Annotated in this window: 18 protein-coding genes; 12 read left to right on the top strand and 6 right to left on the bottom strand. The window is 59.7% G+C overall.

Annotated elements, in window-relative coordinates; genetic code table 11:
- Positions 1-175: 175 nt before the first annotated feature.
- The gene (gene metH / locus AAF555_09610) at positions 176-2,941 is read left to right on the top strand and encodes a methionine synthase (GenBank protein ID MEM6911824.1); all 2,766 of its coding nucleotides are present in this window, start codon (positions 176-178) and stop codon (positions 2,939-2,941) included.
- Positions 2,942-3,171: 230 nt separating this feature from the next.
- Here metH and AAF555_09605 read toward each other — a convergent pair whose 3' ends face one another.
- Positions 3,172-3,618 carry a DUF1294 domain-containing protein gene (locus tag AAF555_09605; GenBank protein ID MEM6911823.1) on the bottom strand — a complete coding sequence of 149 codons (447 nt, stop codon included), beginning with the start codon at positions 3,616-3,618 and terminating at the stop codon, positions 3,172-3,174.
- A 51-nt stretch (positions 3,619-3,669) separates the two neighbouring features.
- Positions 3,670-4,446: a class I SAM-dependent methyltransferase gene (locus AAF555_09600; protein ID MEM6911822.1), complete on the bottom strand. Its 777-nt coding sequence runs from the start codon at positions 4,444-4,446 to the stop codon at positions 3,670-3,672.
- A gap of 193 nt (positions 4,447-4,639) precedes the next feature.
- Between AAF555_09600 and AAF555_09595 the strand changes: the two genes are divergently transcribed.
- From AAF555_09595 to AAF555_09570, 6 genes are all read left to right on the top strand, one after another.
- Positions 4,640-5,626 (top strand): ABC transporter substrate-binding protein, encoded by a 987-nt coding sequence (locus tag AAF555_09595; GenBank protein ID MEM6911821.1) that lies wholly within the window; start codon positions 4,640-4,642, stop codon positions 5,624-5,626.
- A gap of 108 nt (positions 5,627-5,734) precedes the next feature.
- On the top strand, positions 5,735-7,174 hold the full coding sequence (locus AAF555_09590; GenBank protein MEM6911820.1) for an ABC transporter permease: 1,440 nt from the start codon (positions 5,735-5,737) through the stop codon (positions 7,172-7,174).
- Positions 7,175-7,177: 3 nt separating this feature from the next.
- The gene (locus AAF555_09585; protein MEM6911819.1) at positions 7,178-8,074 is read left to right on the top strand and encodes an ABC transporter ATP-binding protein; all 897 of its coding nucleotides are present in this window, start codon (positions 7,178-7,180) and stop codon (positions 8,072-8,074) included.
- Positions 8,075-8,092: 18 nt separating this feature from the next.
- A complete protein-coding gene (locus AAF555_09580; protein MEM6911818.1) occupies positions 8,093-8,896 on the top strand; it encodes a creatininase family protein in 804 nt (267 codons plus the stop codon).
- 13 nt (positions 8,897-8,909) lie between these two features.
- On the top strand, positions 8,910-10,325 hold the full coding sequence (locus AAF555_09575; GenBank protein ID MEM6911817.1) for a glutamine synthetase: 1,416 nt from the start codon (positions 8,910-8,912) through the stop codon (positions 10,323-10,325).
- Positions 10,326-10,327: 2 nt separating this feature from the next.
- Positions 10,328-10,891 (top strand): carboxymuconolactone decarboxylase family protein, encoded by a 564-nt coding sequence (locus AAF555_09570; protein ID MEM6911816.1) that lies wholly within the window; start codon positions 10,328-10,330, stop codon positions 10,889-10,891.
- Positions 10,892-11,117: 226 nt separating this feature from the next.
- Here AAF555_09570 and AAF555_09565 read toward each other — a convergent pair whose 3' ends face one another.
- Genes AAF555_09565 through AAF555_09550 form a run of 4 tightly spaced genes read right to left on the bottom strand, consistent with a single transcriptional unit; the run spans position 11,118 to position 15,435 of the window.
- Complete coding sequence (locus AAF555_09565) at positions 11,118-11,615, bottom strand: hypothetical protein (GenBank protein MEM6911815.1); 498 nt, start codon at positions 11,613-11,615, stop codon at positions 11,118-11,120.
- 49 nt (positions 11,616-11,664) lie between these two features.
- Positions 11,665-13,137, bottom strand: coding sequence for a hypothetical protein (locus tag AAF555_09560; GenBank protein ID MEM6911814.1), 1,473 nt, complete (start codon positions 13,135-13,137; stop codon positions 11,665-11,667).
- 46 nt (positions 13,138-13,183) lie between these two features.
- Positions 13,184-14,167, bottom strand: coding sequence for a glucosyl-3-phosphoglycerate synthase (locus tag AAF555_09555; GenBank protein ID MEM6911813.1), 984 nt, complete (start codon positions 14,165-14,167; stop codon positions 13,184-13,186).
- Between the two features lie 35 nt (positions 14,168-14,202).
- Positions 14,203-15,435 (bottom strand): M20/M25/M40 family metallo-hydrolase, encoded by a 1,233-nt coding sequence (locus AAF555_09550; protein MEM6911812.1) that lies wholly within the window; start codon positions 15,433-15,435, stop codon positions 14,203-14,205.
- A 138-nt stretch (positions 15,436-15,573) separates the two neighbouring features.
- Between AAF555_09550 and AAF555_09545 the strand changes: the two genes are divergently transcribed.
- The 5 genes from AAF555_09545 (at position 15,574) to acpS (ending at position 20,564) form a co-directional block, all read left to right on the top strand.
- Positions 15,574-16,821: a glycosyltransferase family 4 protein gene (locus AAF555_09545; GenBank protein ID MEM6911811.1), complete on the top strand. Its 1,248-nt coding sequence runs from the start codon at positions 15,574-15,576 to the stop codon at positions 16,819-16,821.
- Between the two features lie 13 nt (positions 16,822-16,834).
- A complete protein-coding gene (locus AAF555_09540; protein ID MEM6911810.1) occupies positions 16,835-18,583 on the top strand; it encodes an alpha-amylase family glycosyl hydrolase in 1,749 nt (582 codons plus the stop codon).
- Between the two features lie 120 nt (positions 18,584-18,703).
- Positions 18,704-19,108, top strand: a complete 405-nt coding sequence (locus AAF555_09535; protein ID MEM6911809.1) for a hypothetical protein — start codon at positions 18,704-18,706, stop codon at positions 19,106-19,108.
- Between the two features lie 281 nt (positions 19,109-19,389).
- Entirely contained in the window at positions 19,390-20,178 is a 789-nt protein-coding gene (locus tag AAF555_09530; protein ID MEM6911808.1) for a pyridoxine 5'-phosphate synthase, read from the top strand.
- Complete coding sequence (gene acpS, locus AAF555_09525) at positions 20,175-20,564, top strand: holo-ACP synthase (protein MEM6911807.1); 390 nt, start codon at positions 20,175-20,177, stop codon at positions 20,562-20,564. Before AAF555_09530 ends, acpS begins: the two co-directional genes overlap by 4 nt.
- Positions 20,565-20,759: the final 195 nt, after the last annotated feature.

The raw sequence follows: 20,759 nt of genomic DNA, 5'->3' as shown, positions 1-20,759 counted from the left end.
ATCGTAGAGGGAGCGGTGTCGGTTCATCGAGCCCAGTCGCAGACCCGCCTCAGGCTTTCCGGGATGACGCTCGGCTTTCTCTTGAACTTCACCGTGAAGCTTAGGAAAGACGGCCTCGGAAGGCTCGCGCTCCATCATGCTTCTTGGCGCCCTTCGCCTTCTTAGGGGGAAAACCATGCCTGAACCACGCTACCTCACCCTTTCCGGATCGGAACTCTACCGACATACCCCGGAGAAAAATTTCCTCATGATCGGGGAACGCACCAACGTGGCGGGATCGCCTCGTTTCGCTCGCTTGGTGAGAGAGAACAAGCTGGAAGAGGCGGTCGAGGTGGCTCGCCAGCAGGTGGTCAATGGAGCCAACGTCATCGATATCAATTTCGATGACGGATTGATCGACGGGGTGGCCATGATGCGTCGCTTCCTCCATCTCCTCCAGGCCGAGCCCGAAATCACGGCCGTGCCTATCATGGTGGATTCCTCCAAGTGGGAAATCATCGAGGCCGGTCTCCAGTGCCTCCAAGGCAAGGGAATCGTCAATTCCATCTCGCTCAAAGGCGGGGAGGAGGAGTTCCTGCATCAGGCCCGCATTATTCGGCGATACGGGGCGGCCGTGGTCGTGATGGCCTTCGATGAGCAGGGCCAAGCGGCGACCTACCAAGACAAGATTCGCATCTGCGAGCGGGCTTACCGGCTGTTGGTGAACGAAGCGGGCTTTCCGCCCGAGGACATCATTTTTGATCCGAATATCCTGACGGTCGCGACTGGCATTGAGGAGCACAACAGCTACGCGGTCGACTTCATCGAGGCCACCCGCTGGATCAAAACCCACCTGCCGCATGCGAAGGTCTCCGGGGGGGTCTCCAACATCTCCTTCTCCTTCCGCGGCAACAACGCGGTTCGCGAAGCCATGCACTCGGCCTTTCTCTTCCATGCCCGCCATGCGGGCATGGACATGGGCATCGTGAATGCCGGGATGCTCGAGGTCTACGACGAGATCCCCAAAAACTTGCTGAGGGCCGTGGAAGACGTCTTGCTGAACCGGGATCCCGAGGCCACCGAGCGGATCCTCGATCTGGCGGAGGAATACAAGGGCAAGGGTGGGAAGAAGAAAGAGGAGGATCTCACTTGGCGGGAAGCCGGGGTCGAGGAGCGCCTGGAGCACGCCCTTCTTAAAGGCCTCGATAAATTCATCGAGGAAGACACCGAGGAAGCGCGAAAGAAATACCCCAAGCCGCTCCACGTCATCGAAGGCCCGCTCATGGATGGGATGGGCATCGTGGGCGATCTCTTCGGCGAGGGGAAAATGTTCCTACCCCAAGTCGTGAAAAGCGCCCGGGTCATGAAAAAGGCGGTCGCCTACCTCGAGCCTTTCATGGAGGAGGAGAAAAAGGAGAACCTTTCGGGGCAGATCGCGGCCATCCTGGAGGAGGAACCGGAGCTGACCGAAGAACAGGCCCTCAAGGTCGCGGAGCGACGCGATTCCGCGGGACGTTTTCTCATCGCGACCGTCAAGGGCGACGTCCACGACATCGGCAAAAACATCGTGGCAGTGGTTTTGGCCTGCAATGGCTTCGAGGTGACCGACCTCGGGGTGATGGTCTCGTGCGACAAGATCCTCGAGAAAGCGCGGGAAATGGATGCCGATATCATTGGGCTCTCCGGCCTCATCACGCCCTCGCTCGATGAAATGGTCCATGTGGCCCAAGAAATGGAGAAGGGCGGCTTCAAAATCCCGCTTCTCATCGGCGGCGCCACCACCAGTTCCGCCCACACCGCCATCAAAATCGCCCCCCACTACAGCCAACCAATCGTCCATGTGCTGGACGCCTCCCGGAGTGTGCCGGTCACGACCTCGCTCCTCTCGCGCGAGAGCCGGGAAAAATTCATCACCGAAAACGCCGAGAAGCAGGCCACCCTGCGGCGGGTTCACGCCGGGGGGCGGAAGAAAGAGGTGGTCTCTTTGGCAGAAGCGCGGGCCAATCGCCTGACCTCCGATTGGAAAACCCAGGAAATCGCGGTCCCGGAGTTCACGGGCGTGCGGGAGTTTCAAAAGCAATCGCTCCGCGAGCTGGCGCGCTACATTGACTGGACGCCCTTCTTCCACAGTTGGGAGTTGCGGGGCGTGTGGGATCCAGAGAACAAGCGGCTCAAGACGAGGAACGCCGAGGGAGCCGAACAAGCGGCCTCGCTCTACGAGGATGCCCTCGACTTGTTGGAAGAAATCATTGCCGAAAACAAGTTCGCGGCACGCGGTTGCTACGGATTCTTTCCGGCCAATAGCCGCGGGGACGACATCGTGGTGTGGCAGGACGAAAAGCGCCAGGAGGTCCGGACCGTCTTTCACACCTTGCGCCAACAGGTCGCCAAAAAGACCAAGGACAAACCTCACCAGGCCCTGGCTGATTTGGTGGCTCCAGAGGAATCCGGCCGCCAGGACTACCTGGGGGGCTTTGTGGTGGGCATCCATGGGGCCGATGAGTGGGCCCGGGAGTGGGAGGAGAAGAACGATCCCTATCGCAACATCCTCATCAAGGCGGTGGCGGATCGCTGTGCGGAGGCTTGCGCGGAGCTGCTCCACCACCGTGCTCGCGTGGCCTGGGGCTACGAGCGGCCGAATGAATTCAACAACAATGAGCTCATCAAAGAACTCTATCGCGGCATCCGGCCCGCTCCCGGCTACCCGGCCCAGCCAGACCACACGGAGAAGCCGGTCCTTTTCGAGCTACTGGATGCCAGCGAGCGAACGGGCGTCACCCTGACCGAGAGCCAAGCCATGCACCCTGGCGCGGCGGTCAGCGGGCTCTTTTTCAGTCATCCCGAGAGCCGCTACTTCAGCATCAGCGAGCTGCAAAAAGACCAAGTCGAAGACTACGCCCAGAGGAAGGGACAGACCCTCGAGGAAGCGGAGAGGTGGTTAGGGCCTTGGCTGGGGTATTGATACCAAGCTCCAGAATTCACAGGTAGAATGGAGGGAAGGTGTTGTGGGGAAGAGGCGCTGAAGCGCGGGGAAGGAAGAGCCGGAGTCTTTCGAGCCAGCGCTGCGTTGCTCCTCGGTTGTGGTGCCCGCACCACGCCCTCGTCGTGCCTTGGTCTGCCCCGAAATTCACGCGGCCGTTCTACCACTTTATCCGGCAGCTTGGTATTAAGAGGCCCGAGTTCGAACCGTTTTCAAAGCGATTTGGGCAGGAGAAAGCCAATCGACGCAATGAGATAGAGGGTGATGATGGCCCAGAGAACGACTTGGTAAGAGATCTTGCGAGTCTTGTGACGGATCAACTGCTGGGTAGCCAAAGCAGTGGGCCACCCGCCCAACAATTCCACCGTGTGCAAAACGGACTCGGGCACGCGGGCCGGCCGGCGACCGCGCTTCCCTGGTCGCGCTTGAGCCCGGGTTTTGTCCACCCAGTTGAGCAGCAAGCCCAGGCCATTGACCGACACCAAGTAAGGCAACAGCACCCCCGGGGGGAGGAAAGTCTTTATCCGAACGAGGGCCAAAGCAGGAACTACCAGGAGCGAACCAAGCAAGACGGCCAGGCGGACGGGACGGTAATCTTTAAGGGGGGCTGCGAGTTTTTTTCGACGTCTTTCGAAGGCCTCGCCTTCACGTGAGGGCATGCCACACCCTACGGACAAAGACCAAAAAAGGGGGCAAAAATGAGGGCCTCTTTACGCCTCTTTTTGTAGCACGAAGACCCCCAGAAAGGGGGTCAGGCGGAAGAAGCGGCGCTCCACCAAGCCAACGGCCGCAAAGTCTGCCAACCACGCCTCTTCTCTAGGAAAAGTTAGGCAGCCGGGGCCGAAGGCCAAGCCGTTGGCCACATCCCGCAAGTGATCGACTAGGATGACCCTCCCGCTCTCGCCGAGAGAACGTTTCGCCTCCGACAAGAGCGCTCTTCTGGATTCTCGTTTCTTCAGGTAGTGAGCGCTTAGGAGAAAAAAGACGGCATCGAACTCGCCGTCCCGGATCGGCCATTGGTGGAGGTGGGTGAGCTTTTGTTCCTCGGGAGGAGGGTAGAGCCGGCGTGCCTTTTGGAGACTGGCCGACTTGAGGGCTGCGGAGTCGAAAAAATCCAAGATCGTCCATTCTGTCTCAGGCAAGTGCTCTTTGAGGGCGGTGCTGGTTTCATCGAATCCAGCGTGCACATTGGCGGCCCGGGTGGGGCGAAGCTGGCCGAGGGCATCGGGCAACCAAGTCCAGCGATGAAGAGGTGAGCGATCATGAATCCAGGAGGCCGCGGCCAGCGAGGAAACGGTCCAAAAAGACGTGGCGGAAGTCAGGAGCGATTGCGCCTTGGCCGCCTTTTCCCAGCCGAAAGCGCGAAAGGCGCGAGTGGCCAAGCGCCCCACGATGGACGCCACCGCAGCCGTGGCATAGACCTCCGAGCGAAACTCGACCCTCTTCCGCAGTCCCTCCCAAGCGCCTCGTGGGGTGGGTCGATTCATGAGAGCCTTTTTGAAAACCACATGGCAGCACACTCGCTTGGGAAGCCGTTTTGGCGAGGAGAAAGCGGAGCGCCGGCGGAGGCGCGCGTCCTCCGCGCGATCTTTGCCTTGGCACACATGCTGCGACCCTCGGTTAATACGAAATACGAGAAAAGTATTATCGAAATCAAGGACAACAACAACGCGCACTACCATGAAAAGGAATCATTCCGCCACCCAGTGGCTAAGGAACGTGGCCGCTTCCGCGGTCGTTTTTGGTGCCTCCCTCGCCCAAGCGGAGCCCCTGAAGATCGCCTACAGTGACTGGCCCGGCTGGACGCCTTGGTCGATCGCTATCGAAAAGGGATGGCTCGAGGGCATCGAGGTGGAGTTTGAATGGATGGATTACGTGGGCTCGCTCGACGCCTTCGCCGCTGGAAACCTGGACGGCTGTCACATGACCAATGGCGACGCCTTGGTGATCGGGGTCGATCAACCGTCGATTTGCATTCTCATCAATGATTATTCCAATGGCAATGACATGTTCATCGCGGCACCGGGTTTCGACGACGTGCCGAGCCTCAAGGGAAAAAAAGTCGGGCTGGAAGAAGGCTTTGTGACCCACCTGCTGGTGCTGCAAGCCCTCGAGGACAACGGCATGACCGAAGAGGACATCACGATCGTGAACACGCCCACCGATCAGACGCCCCAGGTCCTGAAAACGGGCGCGGTCGAAGCGGTGGCCGCTTGGCAACCTAGCTCTGGCACCGCCCTCCGCGAAGTCCCCGGCTCAAAAGTGGTCTTCTCCTCGGCGGAAGCGCCCGGCCTCATCTACGATTGCTTGTTTGTGACGCCCGAATCGCTCAAAGAGCACCGGGAAACTTGGATGAAGCTGATTGGGGTTTGGTACAAGATCGTCGAATACATGAAGGACGAGGACAACCTGGACGAGGCTCTTGAGATCCTAGCCAAGCGAGTCAGCGTGACCCCGGAAGAGTATGAGCCGTTTTTGGATGGCACTTACATCCTGACCTTGGAAGAAGCCCTCCCCATTTGGAAAGAGGCGGAAGGTTTCGGCTCTATCTATGGCTCGTCCAAGATTTCCGATGACTTCAATGTGAAGTATGGCGTGTATGAAGCGCCCATGGATTACAAAGCGTTCATCGATCCCTCTCTCATCGCTGAGTTCGCAGCGGAGTAGGTCGCGCGCTTTTGCGTTTCAGTGGCGCGCCCCGAAGGCGGCGCGCCACTTTCTGCCCCTGGGCAGGCCCCCTTCCAAAAGTCTCTTTTTCGTTCGAACTTTTTGGCCATGCCTTCTTCTCCGCCCAAGTCCCGCAAGCCTTGGTTCAAGGTGCGGGGGAGTCTCCCCAGCTCCCGAGTGACTCTCTTGATGGGGGCCTCTTTTCTCCTGCCGCTGGCTGTCTGGAGCTTTTTTGCCTACACCCCTGGTTTGTGGCCGGTCAGTTTTGAACTGCGGATCGCGACCGATCTTCGCGGGCAAGTGGCCAATCCGGCGGCCCCTGAAGAACCGCACGTCTTTCAGACCATCTATCGGCCCGGCCGGGATGTGATGGAGAAGGAGGTCTTTCAAGCCTACCAAAAGATGGTCCGCCATAAAAACGAGGAGATCCGCGCTTACCTCGCGGGAACCTCTCTGCTGCCGAGCGAGATTCGGCTGAGCGCTCGCTCCAACAAAAAGGTGCTTCGTCGCCTCCACCCGATTGCGGTGGAAATGGCTTGGATGACGGAGGAGCAAGACACAGCCGACGAACGTTTTTATGCTCTTTGGCGGGACTTGGCGACGGGAGAGAAGAGACTGCCGAACCGCTTCCTCTCCCAGGAGAATCTCGAAATCGTGCAAGCGAACTGGGAGGTGCTCTCAGCGGCCAGTCCGACCTACCAGTCCTCTCTTTTTCCCAAAGAGCCGCTCTTGCATTTGGTCCCCTCCGGCAAGAAAGCCATTGGCCGGCCCTCCTACCTGCCTGCTCCCCACGAGGTCTTTTTGGCGGCGCAGCAACTGATCGAAGGGACGAGCGCCCGCGAGGATTCGAGTCTCTTTACCCGCTACCAGACTTCTCTCGCGATTGTCTTCGGCGGCTTCCTCATCGCCTGTTTGGTGGGAATTCCGATTGGCTTGTTAGCGGGAACCTTTGCCTTCTTTTCCAAGCTTTTTGAGCCCTTTGTGGATTTCTTTCGCTACATGCCGGCGCCCGCCTTCGGCACGCTTTTGGTTTTCCTCTTGGGCAGCCATGAAGCTCCCAAGATGACGCTCGTCTTCCTGGGGACCGTGCCGCAGATGATCTTGATGGTGGCCAATACCACCCGCACCCTGGATGCCTCCTTGCTGGACGCGGCCCAAACGCTGGGAGCGGGACGCGGATCGCTCATCTTCCGCGTGGTCATCCCCGGAATTCTCGATCGGCTCTACAATGATCTCCGCATTCTCCTGGGCTGGGCTTGGACCTGGCTGGTGATTGCCGAGCTTCTGGGAGTGAAGAGTGGGTTGACGGAAATCATCGATACCCAGGGCCGCCGTTTCAATTTCGACATTGTCTACGCCGTCATTCTCTTGATTGGGTTCACCGGTTTTTTCACCGACCAGATCCTGCAAGCGCTGCGGTGCGTCTTCTTCCCCTGGGTGGGGGAGAAGCAGAATTGGATCGGCAAGGCGGTGGCGAGAATTCGGCAGTGGTTCCTCAGCAAGCCAGCTACCAAGGGAGAAAAAGTCGTCCGCAAGCAAGCGGCCTAGACCATGTCACCCACGCAGACAGCCTTGCAAGATCGCCCGCTCAGCCCGGAGACCGCCGAGCGATTTCGACGTTTGCAGGAGAGGCCAGCCGCGATGGAGGTCTGTGGTTTGGGGAAGATCTACCCCAGCTCGGGAGGTCCGGTGGAGGCCTTGCGCGAGATCGACTTCACGGTCCATCGCCGAGAATTCATGTGTGTCATCGGGCAGTCTGGTTGCGGAAAATCCACTCTCATCCGCACCTTAGCTGGCCTCGAGGAACCGAGCACCGGAGAAATCCTGCTGGAGGGAGAGCCGGTCCTGGGCCCGTGCCCGGATCGCGGGATGGTCTTTCAGGGTTACACCTTGTTCCCGTGGTTGACGGTCAAAAAGAATGTCATGTTTGGCCTGGAGCGGACCGGCCACAGCAGGATGGTGGCCGAAAGGGAGGCCCGCGATTGGATCAATTTGGTGGGGCTCTCCAAGTTTGAAAACGCCTACCCGAGCCAACTTTCTGGAGGGATGAAACAGCGAGTGGCGATTGCCCGAGCCCTGGCCAATCAGCCCAAGATCCTCTTGATGGACGAACCTTTCGGAGCGCTCGATGCCCAGACCCGGGCTCAAATGCAGGGCTATCTTTTGGAGATCTGGCGGAATATCGACATCACCATTTTGTTCATCACCCACGATTTGGATGAGGCGGTTTACTTGGCGGATCGAATCCTGGTGCTCGAAGCCCACCCGGGTCGGGTCAAAGAAATCATCCAGGTCTCAGTCGATCGCCCCCGCTCCCCTCAGTCCGTCTTCAGCCAAGAATTCACCGCCACCAAACAACATGTCCACGAGTTGATTCACCCGCCCGGAGAGAAGACCGAGAAGCTGAATATCCCGCGCTTGGCCCCCGTGGGGGACGAGGTGGAGTGAGCCGCTGCCCTGACCCGCATGCCCTCTGCCGCGCACATAGAGTTCCTGGACCGGGTGGTCCGCCTGGAAACGCTGCCTTGGCCTCGGGTGGAGATTTTGCTGGAAAAGGTGGGCTGTCTTTTGATTCCGGTGGGGGCGACCGAGCAGCATGGTCCGCATTTGCCCATCAATACCGACACCGTCATCGCCGAGCGCTTGTGCGCCTTTGCCTCGGGGCGGACGGGCGTCCCGGTGCTGCCGGCTATTTCCTACAGCGTTTCGACCGGGCACACTCTGAAATGGCCAGGCACCTTTTCCCTCCGCCATGAGACTTTGATCGCCGAAATGTGTGAGATGGTTTCCTGGGCGGTTGGCTCAGGTTGGAGGCAAGTGGTGCTCGTGAATTCCCACTTTGGAAACGACGCTCCGCTCCGGGTGGCGGTCGATCGCCTCCGCCTGCGGCACTTGGGGAAATTGCAAATCGCCCTGGTCAATTCCTTCGAGCTCTCTCCGGAGATTTGGAACTACTTTACGAGCGATGCCGAAGACCTCCATGCAAACAAGGCGGAGACCGATCTCATGCTCTACCTCTCGCCCCAGACAGTCCACATGGAAGCGGTCGAGGATGACCCCGACCGAACGGTGGACAAGGTCTTCAGCTACCCCGTTTCCCAGACCAGCCTCAATGGAGTGACCGGCTCTCCCAGCCTGGGAACCGCCGCGCAGGGCGAATGGCTCTTCGGCCTCATGGGCCAGGCGCTGGCTGAATTGGTCGACCGCGCGCGCAGCGAGAGCCCACCCCTCCCGGCCTCGGAATGGGCCGGCTCCAGCGATCCCTTCTAATCGAAAGGCCCTCATGAATTCTCCCATTTTTGCCGTTCCCGAAGACTTCCAAGTGGACCCGAAACTCGTCTCGGATTTGGAGAGTCATTTGGCGGCAGCGGGTGTCGAATACTGCTTTTCGACCTATGTCGACGTCCACGGCGTGCCCAAAGCCAAAACCACCCCCCTGGCCTTCTTGGGAAAAATGGCAGCCGGCTCAGAGCTCTTCACGGTGGGGGCCCTGGAGGGGATGGGCTTGGTTGGGCCGCAAGAAGATGAATGTGCCGCGGTGCCGGATCTGGACTCGGCCCTCGTGTGCCCTTGGGACAAGCGCTATGCCTATTTCTTCGGCCATCTCTTCTACCATGGGAAGCCCTATCCTAACGACAGCCGAAATCTCCTCCAGCGCCAGGTGGAGCGCTTCGCGGAAAGGGGCCTGCGCTTTCAGGTGGGGATGGAGACCGAATTTTATGTCTTCCGGTATGAGGAGGAAACTGGCCAGCGTCGCTCCTTGAGTCGCGATCGCTTCCAAGGCATTTGCCCGGCCTACGACGTGGCCCAGACCATGAATTCCATGGGTTATCTCGAGCGGATGGTGAAAGCCATGAATGACCTGGGCTGGGAGGTCTACTCCTTTGACCAAGAGGGTGGGCACAGCCAATATGAGTTTGATTTCAGCTACGCGGACGCGCTCACCATGTCGGATCGGCTGGTCTTCTTCCGCTTGATGGCCAAGCAGTTCGCCGAGCAGTTGGGTTGCTTGGCGACCTTCATGCCCAAGCCCTTTGCCAACGACTTCCGCAGCGGCTGCCATTTCAATATGTCCATCGCGGAGAGCGAAGGCGGAAAGAATCTCTTTGCCCCGGAGAAAAGCGGCAATCCCTTCATCGAGCGGTATGGCATCCCCCTTTCCAAGCTTGGTTACCACTTCCTGGCGGGCGTGCTCCAGCACGCCCCGGCCCTGACCGCGGTCACCTCCCCCACCTACAACAGCTACCAGGGGTTCCTCGCACAAGGAGAGATGCTGGATGTGAGTTGGGCTCCGGTTTTGGTGACCTACGGTCGCAACAATCGCTCCGCCATGATGCGGGTTCCCCCGAATCGCTGGTGTGTGGAAAATCGGGCCCCCGACATGAGCGTCAATCCCTACCTGGCGGTGGCGCTGCACATGGCGGCGGGGCTGGAGGGCATCGAGCAGGAACTCGATCCGGGCCCGCCCATGAACGAGAATCTTTACCAAAGCTCCGTCGCGGAATGGAAGGAGCACGGCATCCATCGTCTCCCTGGCACGCTCCTCCACGCCATTGATGCCTTCGAGGAAGATCCCCTGGTGGACGAGGTTTTTGGCGAAATGAAGGACATCTACGTGAAACAAAAGCGCATGGAATGGGAACAAGAGTTCTATCCTGTTTCCCAAGAGCAACTGGCGAAACGTCTGACCTTTCTGTGAGCATGGAGCACGACGAACGCTTCCCGCTCCACGAGGAGACGAACGCTCCTGAAGAGGCGGTTCCCACCCTCCAGCACTCCGCCCAGAGCCTCGGCAAGATTCCTAATTTGGAGAAGGTCATGGCGAGCGCCCCGCCCCTCTTGAAAGGCTATTGGGCCCTGTGGGATCTCTTTGAGCAAACCAGTCTCACTCCCGCCGAACAGCAGGTTGTCTACCTCGTCGCGAACTTTGAGAACAACTGCAGCTACTGCGTCCCTTGGCACACGCTGCTCGCCAAGATGGCCAAGCTCGAGGCTGCCCATATCGCAGCCCTCCGTGCGGGGACCGAACTCCCCGACTCCAAACTGAACGCCCTGGCCGTCTATTCTCGCGCGCTGATCGAACACCGAGGCCATCCGCCCAAAGAAGCCACCGATGCCTTCTTCGCCGCTGGTTACGGACCGCAGCAGGCCCTCGAAGTCGTCCTCGGCCTGGCCGTGAAGGTCATGAGCAATTACACCAATGGCATCGCAGGCACGCCGCTTGATGAGCAGGTAGAGCATTTGAAATGGACCAAGCCGTCATGAAAATGGAGGAAGAAAGCCTTCGGATTCAGGCTGAGCTGAAAACCAAGGAGGGGAGGGGAAAAGGAGTGTGAGGGTAGGGCGAATCGTCCTCGATGAGCCGTGAGGAGGATGTCGGCTTTAGCTTGTGGGCTCGTTGATTGGGGACAGATGGTCCAGTGCCGACAGGCCTTGTAGCGTGTCCTGGGGTGGTGAGTTTGCCCTCGGCGGCTCATCCGGAGGATTCGCCCTACCCTTGGAAGAGGTGTGGCCAGTCTTCTGAACTTTCGACGAGTCCAGCCCTTACAGGGTTCTGACGGATGTATTCGGCTTTTTCCAAGAAGGAAGCATCGCTGCGAAGTCGGTGATCGAAGAAGCCGGTTTGCCATTGGATGCCTGCCGTTTTGGCGAGATAGCCTTTCCAACTTCGGATGAAGTTGGTGATAGAGATGTCCTCGTGAAAGGTGGCGATGGCGTGGAGGTGGTCCGGCATGAGCAGCAGGAGGTGGAGGTGCCATTTGCCTGCTTCTTGATGGTGGGTGGCGGATTGGAAGACTTGGTGGCTTTTCTCTGACTCCGTCAGTTGGGTTTGGCCTCGTGGGGTGGCGTTGATGGTGAGGAAGTAGGCGGAGCCGGGTTGGACCCATGAAGGGATTTCGTGGGGGAGCTTTTTTCTTTGGGGGAGGTTGTTGGGCTTCATCGTGAAAGGCCTGACGGTGGTGGTGGCTGGGTCGGTCTTTCGGGGCATTCTTTGGCTGCGGAGTGGCCCTCTGGCGGCTCATCGGGGACGATTCGCCCTACCCGGTGCCTAGCAGCGGCTGGTAGCTTTCGGGTTTTAGGAACTGGGCTAGGACTTGGGTGGGGTTTAGGGCGCTGGAGGCGATTTTGGTTGGGCTGATTCGGTAGAGGGTGGCTAGTTTTTGGCCGTAGGCTTTGAGGGAGTAGTGGGTCTCGACTACTTGGCGGTTTTGGTGGAGGTCGGTTTTAGCGGTCAGGGCTTGGGCTAGCCAGTCTTGGAGGGGTTCTCGGCCGGTGGAGGTTTCTACGAGGAAGTCCGCGGCGTGTTGGCGGGCTTGGACGATGAGTTGGCGTTGGTGAGGTTCTTCGAGTCGGCCGAAGTCGAGGTGTCCGCCTTGGTAGAGGCTTTGAAGGGTTTGGCTGTAGGCTTGAGTGGTGAGCTTTTGACCGTAGGCTTGGTAGGTGGAGGAGAGTCGCTGGTTGAGGGTCTGGGTGAGGTCGTTTTCGTCGACCCAGAGGGAGGGGGCCCAGAGTTTTTGGTAGGTCTGGGGGAGTTGGTAGCCGTTGGTGGTGAAGTCTTGAGTGATTTCTGGGAGGTCGCGTCCGAGGAGGGCTTTGCCAACGAGGGCGGGCTCGAGGTAGGCGAGGCCGAAGCCTTCGGCGATGCTGGTGGTGACGATGCGGTGCGCGCAGGCGAGCCAGGTCAGGAAGTCGGTCCCGCTAGCGGCGGGGCCGCCGAGGTCCTGCGGGGAGAGTCGGTTGGCGACGGCGAAGGTGACCGGGAGCTGCTGCTCCCTGGCGAAGGCGATCCATTCGTCGTGGAGAGGTTGCCAGTCGGAGTTGTCGGGGCCGAGGGTGGTGACGAAGTGGTAGCCCGGTGGGGCGAGGGCGGAGAGGAGGAGGAGTTCGCCAAGGTTCTTGCGGCGGATGCCTCGGGTGGGGTAGACGATGAGCTTCGCCTCGCCGGGTGGTGGGGTCTCGGGGAGGCTGGCGTTGAAGGCGACGGGGTTGCCTATGAGGTGGGCGCTGTCTTCGGGGAGTCCGGCGGCGACTAAGCGATGGCGGTCGCGCCCGTTGATGAAGGCGTAGCGGATGGGGGGGCCAATCGGGTAGAGGTGTTCGCGCTGGTCGATGTTGGCGTAGTTGGCGGGGCGGCCGTCTTCGGCGAAGTCGTGGGGTTGGAGGAGGAGTTGCTGGCCGTTGGAGGCAAGCGTTTGTAGGGTTTCGACGAAGACGTGGTTTTTGCCAAGGGAGTGGTTGTGGATGTGCCACAGGTCAGGCGCGCTTCCGAAATGCGCTTCGGCTGCCTCCAGCAAGGAGTGTGCGAGGGCTTCTCCGCTGGGGCCGGGTTCGCCCCGCTTGCGGTAGCCGAGGCCTTCGATGTGGACGTTGGGTAGGCCTGCGGCGCTGTGCTCGGGGTCGCCGGAGAGGGCGAGGAGTTGGATATCGTCGGGAAGACTGGCGGCGGCGTTTTCGACGACTCGGGTGACGCCGCCGCGGCGGAAGTGGTAGTGGACGAGGGCGATGTTCATCGCCGATTGCGGATTTTGGATTTTGGAAGGCGGAGTGTCCTATCCTTCATTCCGCTTTCTCGATTCCGAATTTCTTCCGGTAGTTCTGAACGGTGACCATGGGGGGGCGCTCTTCTTCGATGATTTCGGTGAGGAGCTGTTCGTGTTGGTTGTCGGTGACTTGGAAGGCGCGGTAGATGCTCTGGAGTTGGCAGAGGTCGCCGATTTTCCCGTGGGCGGTCGCCCGGTTGAGGAAACTTTGGAGGATGCCAAAGCTCATTTTGCCGAGGGCGCGGGTCGTTTGGTTGCGGTGCACGCGTTGGTCGAGATCCGTTTGCCCGAAGGCCCCCAGACCCCACTTTTGGAAGACGTCCAGGATGTGGCTGGTTTCTACGCCGTAGCCGATGGGGAAGGGGATTTCTTGGAGGACTTCGCGCCGCACGGCATACTCGCCACTGAGCGGTTGGACGATGGCGGTCAGTTCGGGATAAAAGAGACTGAAGAGCGGGCGCACCAGGATTTCCGTGACCCTGCCGCCGCCGCTGGGACGGGTGCCCGTGCTGAAGGTGAGCGGGCGTTCATAGAAGGCCTTCACGTAGTGCATGTCAGGATTCTCCAAGAGGGGCCCGACCAGCCCGTAGACGAAGCGTGGGTGGATGTTGGCGATGTCGGCGTCGACGTAACAGATGATGTCCCCTTCGAGCTGATGGATGGCCTTCCAGAGGTTCTCCCCCTTGCCTCGTTTGAAGCCTTGCTCCGGTAGGATGTCGGCCGAGAGGTAGACGTCGGCTCCGAAGCCAGCCGCCACTTCGCGGGTCTTGTCGGTCGAGCCGGAGTCGATCACAGCCAGCTCATCGATGAGCGGGTAGCGGTCCATGAGTTCGCTTTTGAAGATGACGATCTCTTTCCCGATGGTCTTTTCTTCGTTGAGTGTGGGAATGCAGAGGGAGATTTTCAGTCCAGCCTCTTCTTTTTTGCGGATGAGCGCCATAAGGTCCCAGAAGGCCTCGTGGTGAAAGGTGTTTTGGCTGAGCCAGTCGTCGATGTTCATGAAATGGGGGGCCGAGGGGTCAAAGGAGGGCGAGGTCAGAGAGTGTCGTTGATTTCAGCCAGCGGATCGCTTTCCTTGTCGGCCAGGGTAGGGTCGATGACTCCCGCATCGATGGCCTGCAAGATCCCGATGAGCTGGGCTAGGCCGGTAAAGATGGGTTCGATCAAGATGTCCTCCTGGGCTTCGTGCAAGTTCTCCCCTTGGGTGATGCCGAGGGTGACGCCGGGAATTTGCCGGGAGATGAGGGCAGAGAGGTCGCCCATGCTGGGGCTGACGCGGGGTTTCACTTCGAGCGATTCGAGGATGGCGCGGCTCGCTTGGACGAGCGGATGGGAGAAGGGGATGCCACCGGGACGGCGACGGGCGATCAGGCGAACGTCGACTTCGCAGTGCGAGCGCGCGGCCACTTCTTCCGCGATTTCGGCGATCCGGTAGCGGATGGAGCGGGCCATCCCGACCTGTTCACTGCGGACCTCAAAACGGACGCTGCCGGATTTCGGGGCCCGGTTGTAGGTGTTCCCAGAGCGGATGGAGCCGAGGATGATTTCAGTCCGCGGGTGGCTGGGCACGGGGATGGCGAGAATGCGCTGGATGATGTCGTGCAGGACCACGATGGCGTTGGAGGAGTCATTCCACTCGAGGCGACTTTCGGGTAGCTGGCATTCGATTTCCCCCCGAACCACGCCCAGACAGGAGTAGCTTAGCCGACCCAGGTGGACTCCCTCCACGCAGAGGCCGGCTTTGATGGGGTATTTGAAATTGTCCAAGAAGAAATTGATTCCTCGGAGATCTCCCTCCCCGAGGCTTTTGGAGGCGCCGAGGAGCACGAGATTCGACTTGAGCTGGATGTTGAGGATCTTGAGGATTTCCGGGAAGGTGGTGATGGCGGCCAGGCCGAGGCTGTTGTCGGCCACTCCGGGCCCGCTGATCCGATCGGGCACCACTTGGAGGGCGGTCGGAGCCTCGCCGGGGACCGCCGGAACATCGGCGTGGGCCATGAGGAGCAGGAAGTCCTCACTCTCCGAGCCTGGGATGATGCCTTGGGCATTGCCTGCTTCATCGATCGAGATGTTTTGCAGGTGACTCTCAGTGAAGCGTTGGGCCACGAAATTCAGGCGATCCCTCTCTTCAAAGGTGGGAGCCGGTTTTTCGGCAATCATCACGAGGTTCGCCAAGAGAATTTCCTTGATGCCACGGACTTGCTGTTGGGTGGCGGGGAGATGGGAGAGGATTTCGGAGAGATGGCGGGCGATCGCGTCGGGGTCCATGGCTGCCTCCATATGGCCACGGTTTCCCAGCCTTGACGACTGAAAAAGGCGCTTCCAGAGAATTCCACGCTTGCAACGGAAGAAGCTGTCTCGCAAACTTGCTCCACCAAGGGGTTTTCACCCAACCCTTTTCAGGCTGTGGCGAAGAACATTGGATTCATTTCAACTCGTTTTGCGGGCACGGACGGCGTCTCGCTGGAGGCCGACAAGTGGGCTCGGGTTTTTGGAGAGGATGGCCACCAGAATTTTTGGTATAGCGGCCGGAGCGATCGGGCTCGTGACATCAGCATGTGCGTGCCGGAGGCTTTTTTCGGCCACCCCGAAAATCTTTGGATCAACGAGCACATCTGGGGCGTGACCCAGCGCTCCGGCATGGTGACCGATCGCATCCAAGAGCTGGCCTGGTATATTGAAACGACCCTGCGGCGCTTCGTGCGGACTTTTGAGATCGATATCATCGTGGTCGAAAATGCCCTCACCATTCCGATGCACGTTCCCCTCGGGGTGGCGCTGACGCAGTTCCTGGCGGAGACCTCGCTGCCCACTGTTTGCCATCACCACGATTTCTATTGGGAGCGGACGCGTTTCAGCGTGAATGCTGTCCGGGATTACCTCGACATGTGCTTTCCTTCGACCCTCCCCAACATGCGGCACACTGTCATCAACCAGGCAGCGCAAGAGCAATTGGCTTTGCGCAAGGGCACCAGTTCCGTCCTGGTGCCCAACGTCTTCGCCTTTGAGGAAGACCCGCCGGGAATCGATGACTACAACGCTGACTTCCGGCGGGAAATCGGTCTGGCTGAGGAGGACATTTTCATCCTGCAGCCAACCCGCATCGTCCCCCGCAAAGGCATCGAGCACGCCATCAAGCTGGTGGCCCTCATGGGGGACCCCCGCTGCAAGCTCATCATTAGCCACGACGCCGGGGATGAGGGGCTGCAATACCAGAACGAGCTGGTGGACCTGGCGAGGGAGAGCGGGATCGATATGCGGATCGTGGCCGATCGGATCAGCGAACGTCGGCAACTCGATGGCCAGGGACGAAAGATGTATACCCTGTGGGACCTTTACCCCCATGCGGACCTGGTGACCTATCCCAGCATTTACGAGGGCTTCGGGAACGCGCTCTTGGAGGCCTTTTATTTCCGCAAGCCGGTCCTCATCAACCGCTACGCCATCTTCGTGCAAGACATTGAACCCAAGGGTTTCGATTTGGTCGTGATGGACGGCTACGTCACCCGAAAGGCGGCCGACCATGTCCGCTACATCCTGACTCACCGGGAAGCCCGCGAGCGGATGACGGAAACCAACTACCAATTGGCCTGCCGCTACTACGGCTACAACGCGCTTCGAAATCGCCTCCGCAGCGTCATGGACAGCCTGTAACCTACCAGCCGCCATGCTCAAACTCGTCCGCCGCTCTACTTTCCAACGCATGCGCCGACGCCTCGCCCGGCTCTATGGTCCTGAGAGGGTCGATCAGTTGGCCGATCGTCTCTACGCCATGATCGGGCGTTACGGGGTGGTGGCGGATCCCAACAACAACCCCAAAGAGCTGTGGGATGAGCGGGACGCCGTGCTCATCACCTACGCCGATATGGTGCAGAAAAAAGGGGAGCGGCCTCTCGTGAGTCTGAAGGAGTTCTGTGACCGGCGGCTGCGAGGCGCCATCAACACCGTTCACCTTCTCCCTTTCTGCCCGGCTTCTTCGGACGGGGGTTTTTCGGTCATTGATTACCGAGAAGTCGCCCCGGAGCATGGCACTTGGAGGGACGTGCAGACCCTCGGCCAGGACTACGAGCTGATGTTCGACCTCGTCCTGAATCACTGCTCCCGCAAAAGCGCTTACTTCAAGGACTTCATCAATGGGGTCCTGCCCGGGGCCGATTTTTTCATCGAACCGGGAGAGGATTGGGACATCAGCAAGGTGGTTCGTCCACGCCCTTGGCCCCTGTTGACACCGATCAAACGGGTCGATAGCGAGACGAAGGTTTGGACGACGTTTAGCGACGACCAGATCGACCTCAACTGGGCCTGCCCGGACGTGCTTTTTGAATTCCTAGACATTCTCCTTTTCTACATTGCGAAAGGGGCCCGCATCGTGCGCTTGGACGCGGTGGCCTTTCTCTGGAAAGAGCCGGGAACCGAGTGCATCCACCTCCCGCAGACGCATGAGGTCATCAAGTTAATCCGGGATGTGCTGCAAACGGTGGCGCCCGAGGTCATCATTCTGACGGAGACGAACGTGCCCCATCAGGAAAACATTTCCTACTTCGGGCGAGGAGATGAGGCCCACATGGTTTACAACTTCAGTCTCCCTCCCTTGCTGCTGCACGCGCTCTTGAAGGAGGACACCCGGGTCTTCGGAGATTGGCTGGCTGGCCTGGGAGAAACGCCCGCCAAGTGCACGTATCTCAATTTCACCGCTTCTCACGACGGGATCGGGGTGCGCCCTCTTCAAGGGCTGGTGCCGGACGAGGAGATCGATTGGTTGGTCACCCAGACGCGGGAACGTGGCGGGCTGGTCGGCATGCGCAGTATCGAAGGCGGAGGCGAGCGGCCCTATGAACTGAACATCACCTACCGGGATGCCCTCGATGATTCGCAGGACAGCCGTAAGGGGGTAGCCCGTTTCCTCTGCTCCCAGACGGTCGCCATGTCTCTCAAGGGAGTGCCGGCCCTCTATTTCCACAGCTTCGTGGGCACCCACAATGACCAAGAAGGAGCGGCCGCTGGGGAGCGTCGCGACATCAACCGGAAGCGGTGGAACAAGTCGGAGCTGGGCGAGCTTCTCGACCAGACCGACAATGACCACTCCGTCATTCTCAACGTGCTGGTGAGCCTCCTGACGCGCCGAGGGTCTCACCCGGCCTTCCATCCGGATGCGCGCCAGATTGTTTTGGAGACCGATCGGCAAATCCTGGCCTTCCTTCGAGAAAGCCTGGATCGCCAAGAACGGATCCTCTGCCTCTTCAACTTTTCGAGCGAGCCTTATCCCATCGACGAAACCTGGGTTCGCGAGCGGCTCCATGGGGCCGCCGGAGACATTCGTAATATGCTCTTGGGCTCGCGCATGGAGTTCCAAGACGGCCGCTACCAAGCGAGTCCTTTCCAGGGCTTCTGGATGGCGGCCTCCAAAGAAAAGTAGAGGAGCGCACCCGGCCAAGACGCTCTCCTAATGAAAGCCGCTCAGGACGAGTCTTCTCGAAAAAGACCGCTCCTTCGAATTGGCGTTATCTACCAAACGCAAACTATCTTCTCCCTACCTATGATCCATCAAGCCACCCTCAAATTCGCTCTCGTAACCACGCTCTTCCTGGGACTGGTAGCCTGTTCACAAAAGACCCAAGACGAAGCCGGAGAAGCCGCGGAGGCGGCGGCCGAAGACATCGAAAAGAACGCGGAGGTCATGGTGGAAGAGTCCAAGGAAATGGCGGCCGAAGCCTCCCAAGCCATGGGCGAACTGGCTGAGGAGGCAGGAGAAAAATTGGAAGAGGTCAAGGCCGCCTCGGGGGAGCTGGCCGAGGCGATCCAAAAAGAAGCCGGCGAGCTGAAAACCGAAGTGGAGGAGGGCCTAGAGCAACTGGGAGAAGAGATGAAACAGCTCGGCAGTTCGGGGGAAGAAGAAATCGAAGAAGCTTCCGAAGAGGCGGAGAAGGTCATGACGGAGTAGCCAGGCCACGCCAGGCCCTCATACCAAGCTGCAGAATTGGCTGGTAGAATGGCCGAGTGGATTTCGGGCCAGACCGAGGCGCGACGAGGGCGCGGTGCAGGCAACGTAACCGAGGAGCAACCCAGGGCTGGCTCGAAAGACACCACCTTCCCTCCATTCTACCAGTGAATTCTGGAGGTTGGTATGACCCTTCTCGTCACAAGAAAGCCTTCCGTGATGGGAGGCTTTCTCCTTTTTGGCAATCCTCTTGAATGTCCTGGGCCTTGGTCCCATGCTGGGAGATGAGTGCACGGCTTCGACTCGGCGTGAACATCGATCACGTCGCCACCCTCCGTCAGGCGCGCTACGCGGCCCTTTCCTATTCGCGTAACACGGAGCCAGATGTGGTGGCGGCTGCTTTGGAAGCGGAGGCGGGCGGGGCCGATTCCCTCACGATTCACGTGCGTGGCGATCATCGGCATATGCAGCCAGAGGATGGGCGTCGTTTGCGAGAACGAATCCGCACCCAACTCAATCTGGAAATGGGCCTGACCGCTCAGATGATGGACTATGCCTTGGAGCTCAAGCCCGACTTCGTCTGTTTGGTGCCCGAGTCGCGCCAAGAGATCACCACGGAAGGAGGGCTCGACGTCAAGACCCACCTCCAGGAGACAGCTGAGGCCGTTCGTCGCCTGCAAGACGCGGGTATTTTGGTGAGCCTGTTCATCGATCCCGATATGGACCAAGTGCTGGCGGCGGCCACCACGGGAGCCCGCATGATCGAGCTCCACACCGGTGCGTTTTCGAATGCGGAAGGAGAGGTCTTTGAGTGGGAGCTGGAAAAGCTCCGGGAGGCCGCGCACGCGGGCGAAGACGCCGGCCTCCAAGTGAACGCGGGGCATGGCATCAACTACCGCAACATCTACGAAATCTTTGTGGTCCCGCATTTGGCTGAGCTGAATATTGGCCACAGCATCATCAGTCGGGCGGTGTTTGTGGGGTTGCGGCAGGCCGTCGCGGACATGCGCCACGCCATGGATTCCTATCCCGCGGAGTCGGTCGGTCCCATGGCGGAGCTGCAACTGCCATGAACCTCGAGATCGCCGGTTCGGGGATCGATCTTGTGGAGGTGGAACGGATTGAGAAACTGCTCGAGCGATCTGGCAAGCGTTTTCGGAACCGCATTTTCACGGAAGGGGAACAACATTATTGCGAGGCCATCCCGCGGCCTGCGATCCGCTATGCCGCCCGCTTCGCGGCCAAAGAGGCCATCTCCAAGGCCTTTGGCACGGGCATCGGAGAGGAGTTGGGCTGGCGGGATATGGAAATCGAGCACGATGCTCGCGGGAAACCGCTCGTGCGCTTTTCCGGCGAGGGGCTCAAGCTGGTCGAGAAGCGCCGGGTCCAGCGGGTCGAGATTAGCCTGACCCACACCGAAGTCTATGCGGCAGCGGTCGCGATTTTGGTGGTGGACTGAGCGGATCTCCGCGACCGGTCCCCCGCCTCATACCAACCTCCAGAATTCACTGTTAGAATGGAGGGGAGGTGATGTGGGGAAGAGGCGCTGAAGCGCGGGGAAGGGAGAGCCGGTGTCTTTCGAGCCAGCCCTGCGTTGCTCCTCGGTTACGGTGCCTGCACCGCGCCCTCGTCGCGCCTTGGTCTGGCCCGAAAT

This window comes from Verrucomicrobiota bacterium (assembly GCA_039027815.1).
In the GTDB taxonomy this organism is placed as follows: Bacteria; Verrucomicrobiota; Verrucomicrobiia; order Verrucomicrobiales; family JBCCJK01; genus JBCCJK01.
Note: the sequence above shows the minus strand (reverse complement) of the source record. Positions and strands in the feature narration are given on the sequence as shown.

Bases quoted from the DNA above. Each gene is read 5' to 3' on its own strand.
- metH (MEM6911824.1), top strand. From the start codon at position 176: ATGCCTGAACCACGCTACCTCACCCTTTCCGGATCGGAACTCTACCGA.
- AAF555_09605 (MEM6911823.1), bottom strand. From the start codon at position 3,618: ATGCCCTCACGTGAAGGCGAGGCCTTCGAAAGACGTCGAAAAAAACTC.
- AAF555_09600 (MEM6911822.1), bottom strand. From the start codon at position 4,446: ATGAATCGACCCACCCCACGAGGCGCTTGGGAGGGACTGCGGAAGAGG.
- AAF555_09595 (MEM6911821.1), top strand. From the start codon at position 4,640: ATGAAAAGGAATCATTCCGCCACCCAGTGGCTAAGGAACGTGGCCGCT.
- AAF555_09590 (MEM6911820.1), top strand. From the start codon at position 5,735: ATGCCTTCTTCTCCGCCCAAGTCCCGCAAGCCTTGGTTCAAGGTGCGG.
- AAF555_09585 (MEM6911819.1), top strand. From the start codon at position 7,178: ATGTCACCCACGCAGACAGCCTTGCAAGATCGCCCGCTCAGCCCGGAG.
- AAF555_09580 (MEM6911818.1), top strand. From the start codon at position 8,093: ATGCCCTCTGCCGCGCACATAGAGTTCCTGGACCGGGTGGTCCGCCTG.
- AAF555_09575 (MEM6911817.1), top strand. From the start codon at position 8,910: ATGAATTCTCCCATTTTTGCCGTTCCCGAAGACTTCCAAGTGGACCCG.
- AAF555_09570 (MEM6911816.1), top strand. From the start codon at position 10,328: ATGGAGCACGACGAACGCTTCCCGCTCCACGAGGAGACGAACGCTCCT.
- AAF555_09565 (MEM6911815.1), bottom strand. From the start codon at position 11,615: ATGCCCCGAAAGACCGACCCAGCCACCACCACCGTCAGGCCTTTCACG.
- AAF555_09560 (MEM6911814.1), bottom strand. From the start codon at position 13,137: ATGAACATCGCCCTCGTCCACTACCACTTCCGCCGCGGCGGCGTCACC.
- AAF555_09555 (MEM6911813.1), bottom strand. From the start codon at position 14,167: ATGAACATCGACGACTGGCTCAGCCAAAACACCTTTCACCACGAGGCC.
- AAF555_09550 (MEM6911812.1), bottom strand. From the start codon at position 15,435: ATGGACCCCGACGCGATCGCCCGCCATCTCTCCGAAATCCTCTCCCAT.
- AAF555_09540 (MEM6911810.1), top strand. From the start codon at position 16,835: ATGCTCAAACTCGTCCGCCGCTCTACTTTCCAACGCATGCGCCGACGC.
- AAF555_09535 (MEM6911809.1), top strand. From the start codon at position 18,704: ATGATCCATCAAGCCACCCTCAAATTCGCTCTCGTAACCACGCTCTTC.
- AAF555_09530 (MEM6911808.1), top strand. From the start codon at position 19,390: ATGAGTGCACGGCTTCGACTCGGCGTGAACATCGATCACGTCGCCACC.
- acpS (MEM6911807.1), top strand. From the start codon at position 20,175: ATGAACCTCGAGATCGCCGGTTCGGGGATCGATCTTGTGGAGGTGGAA.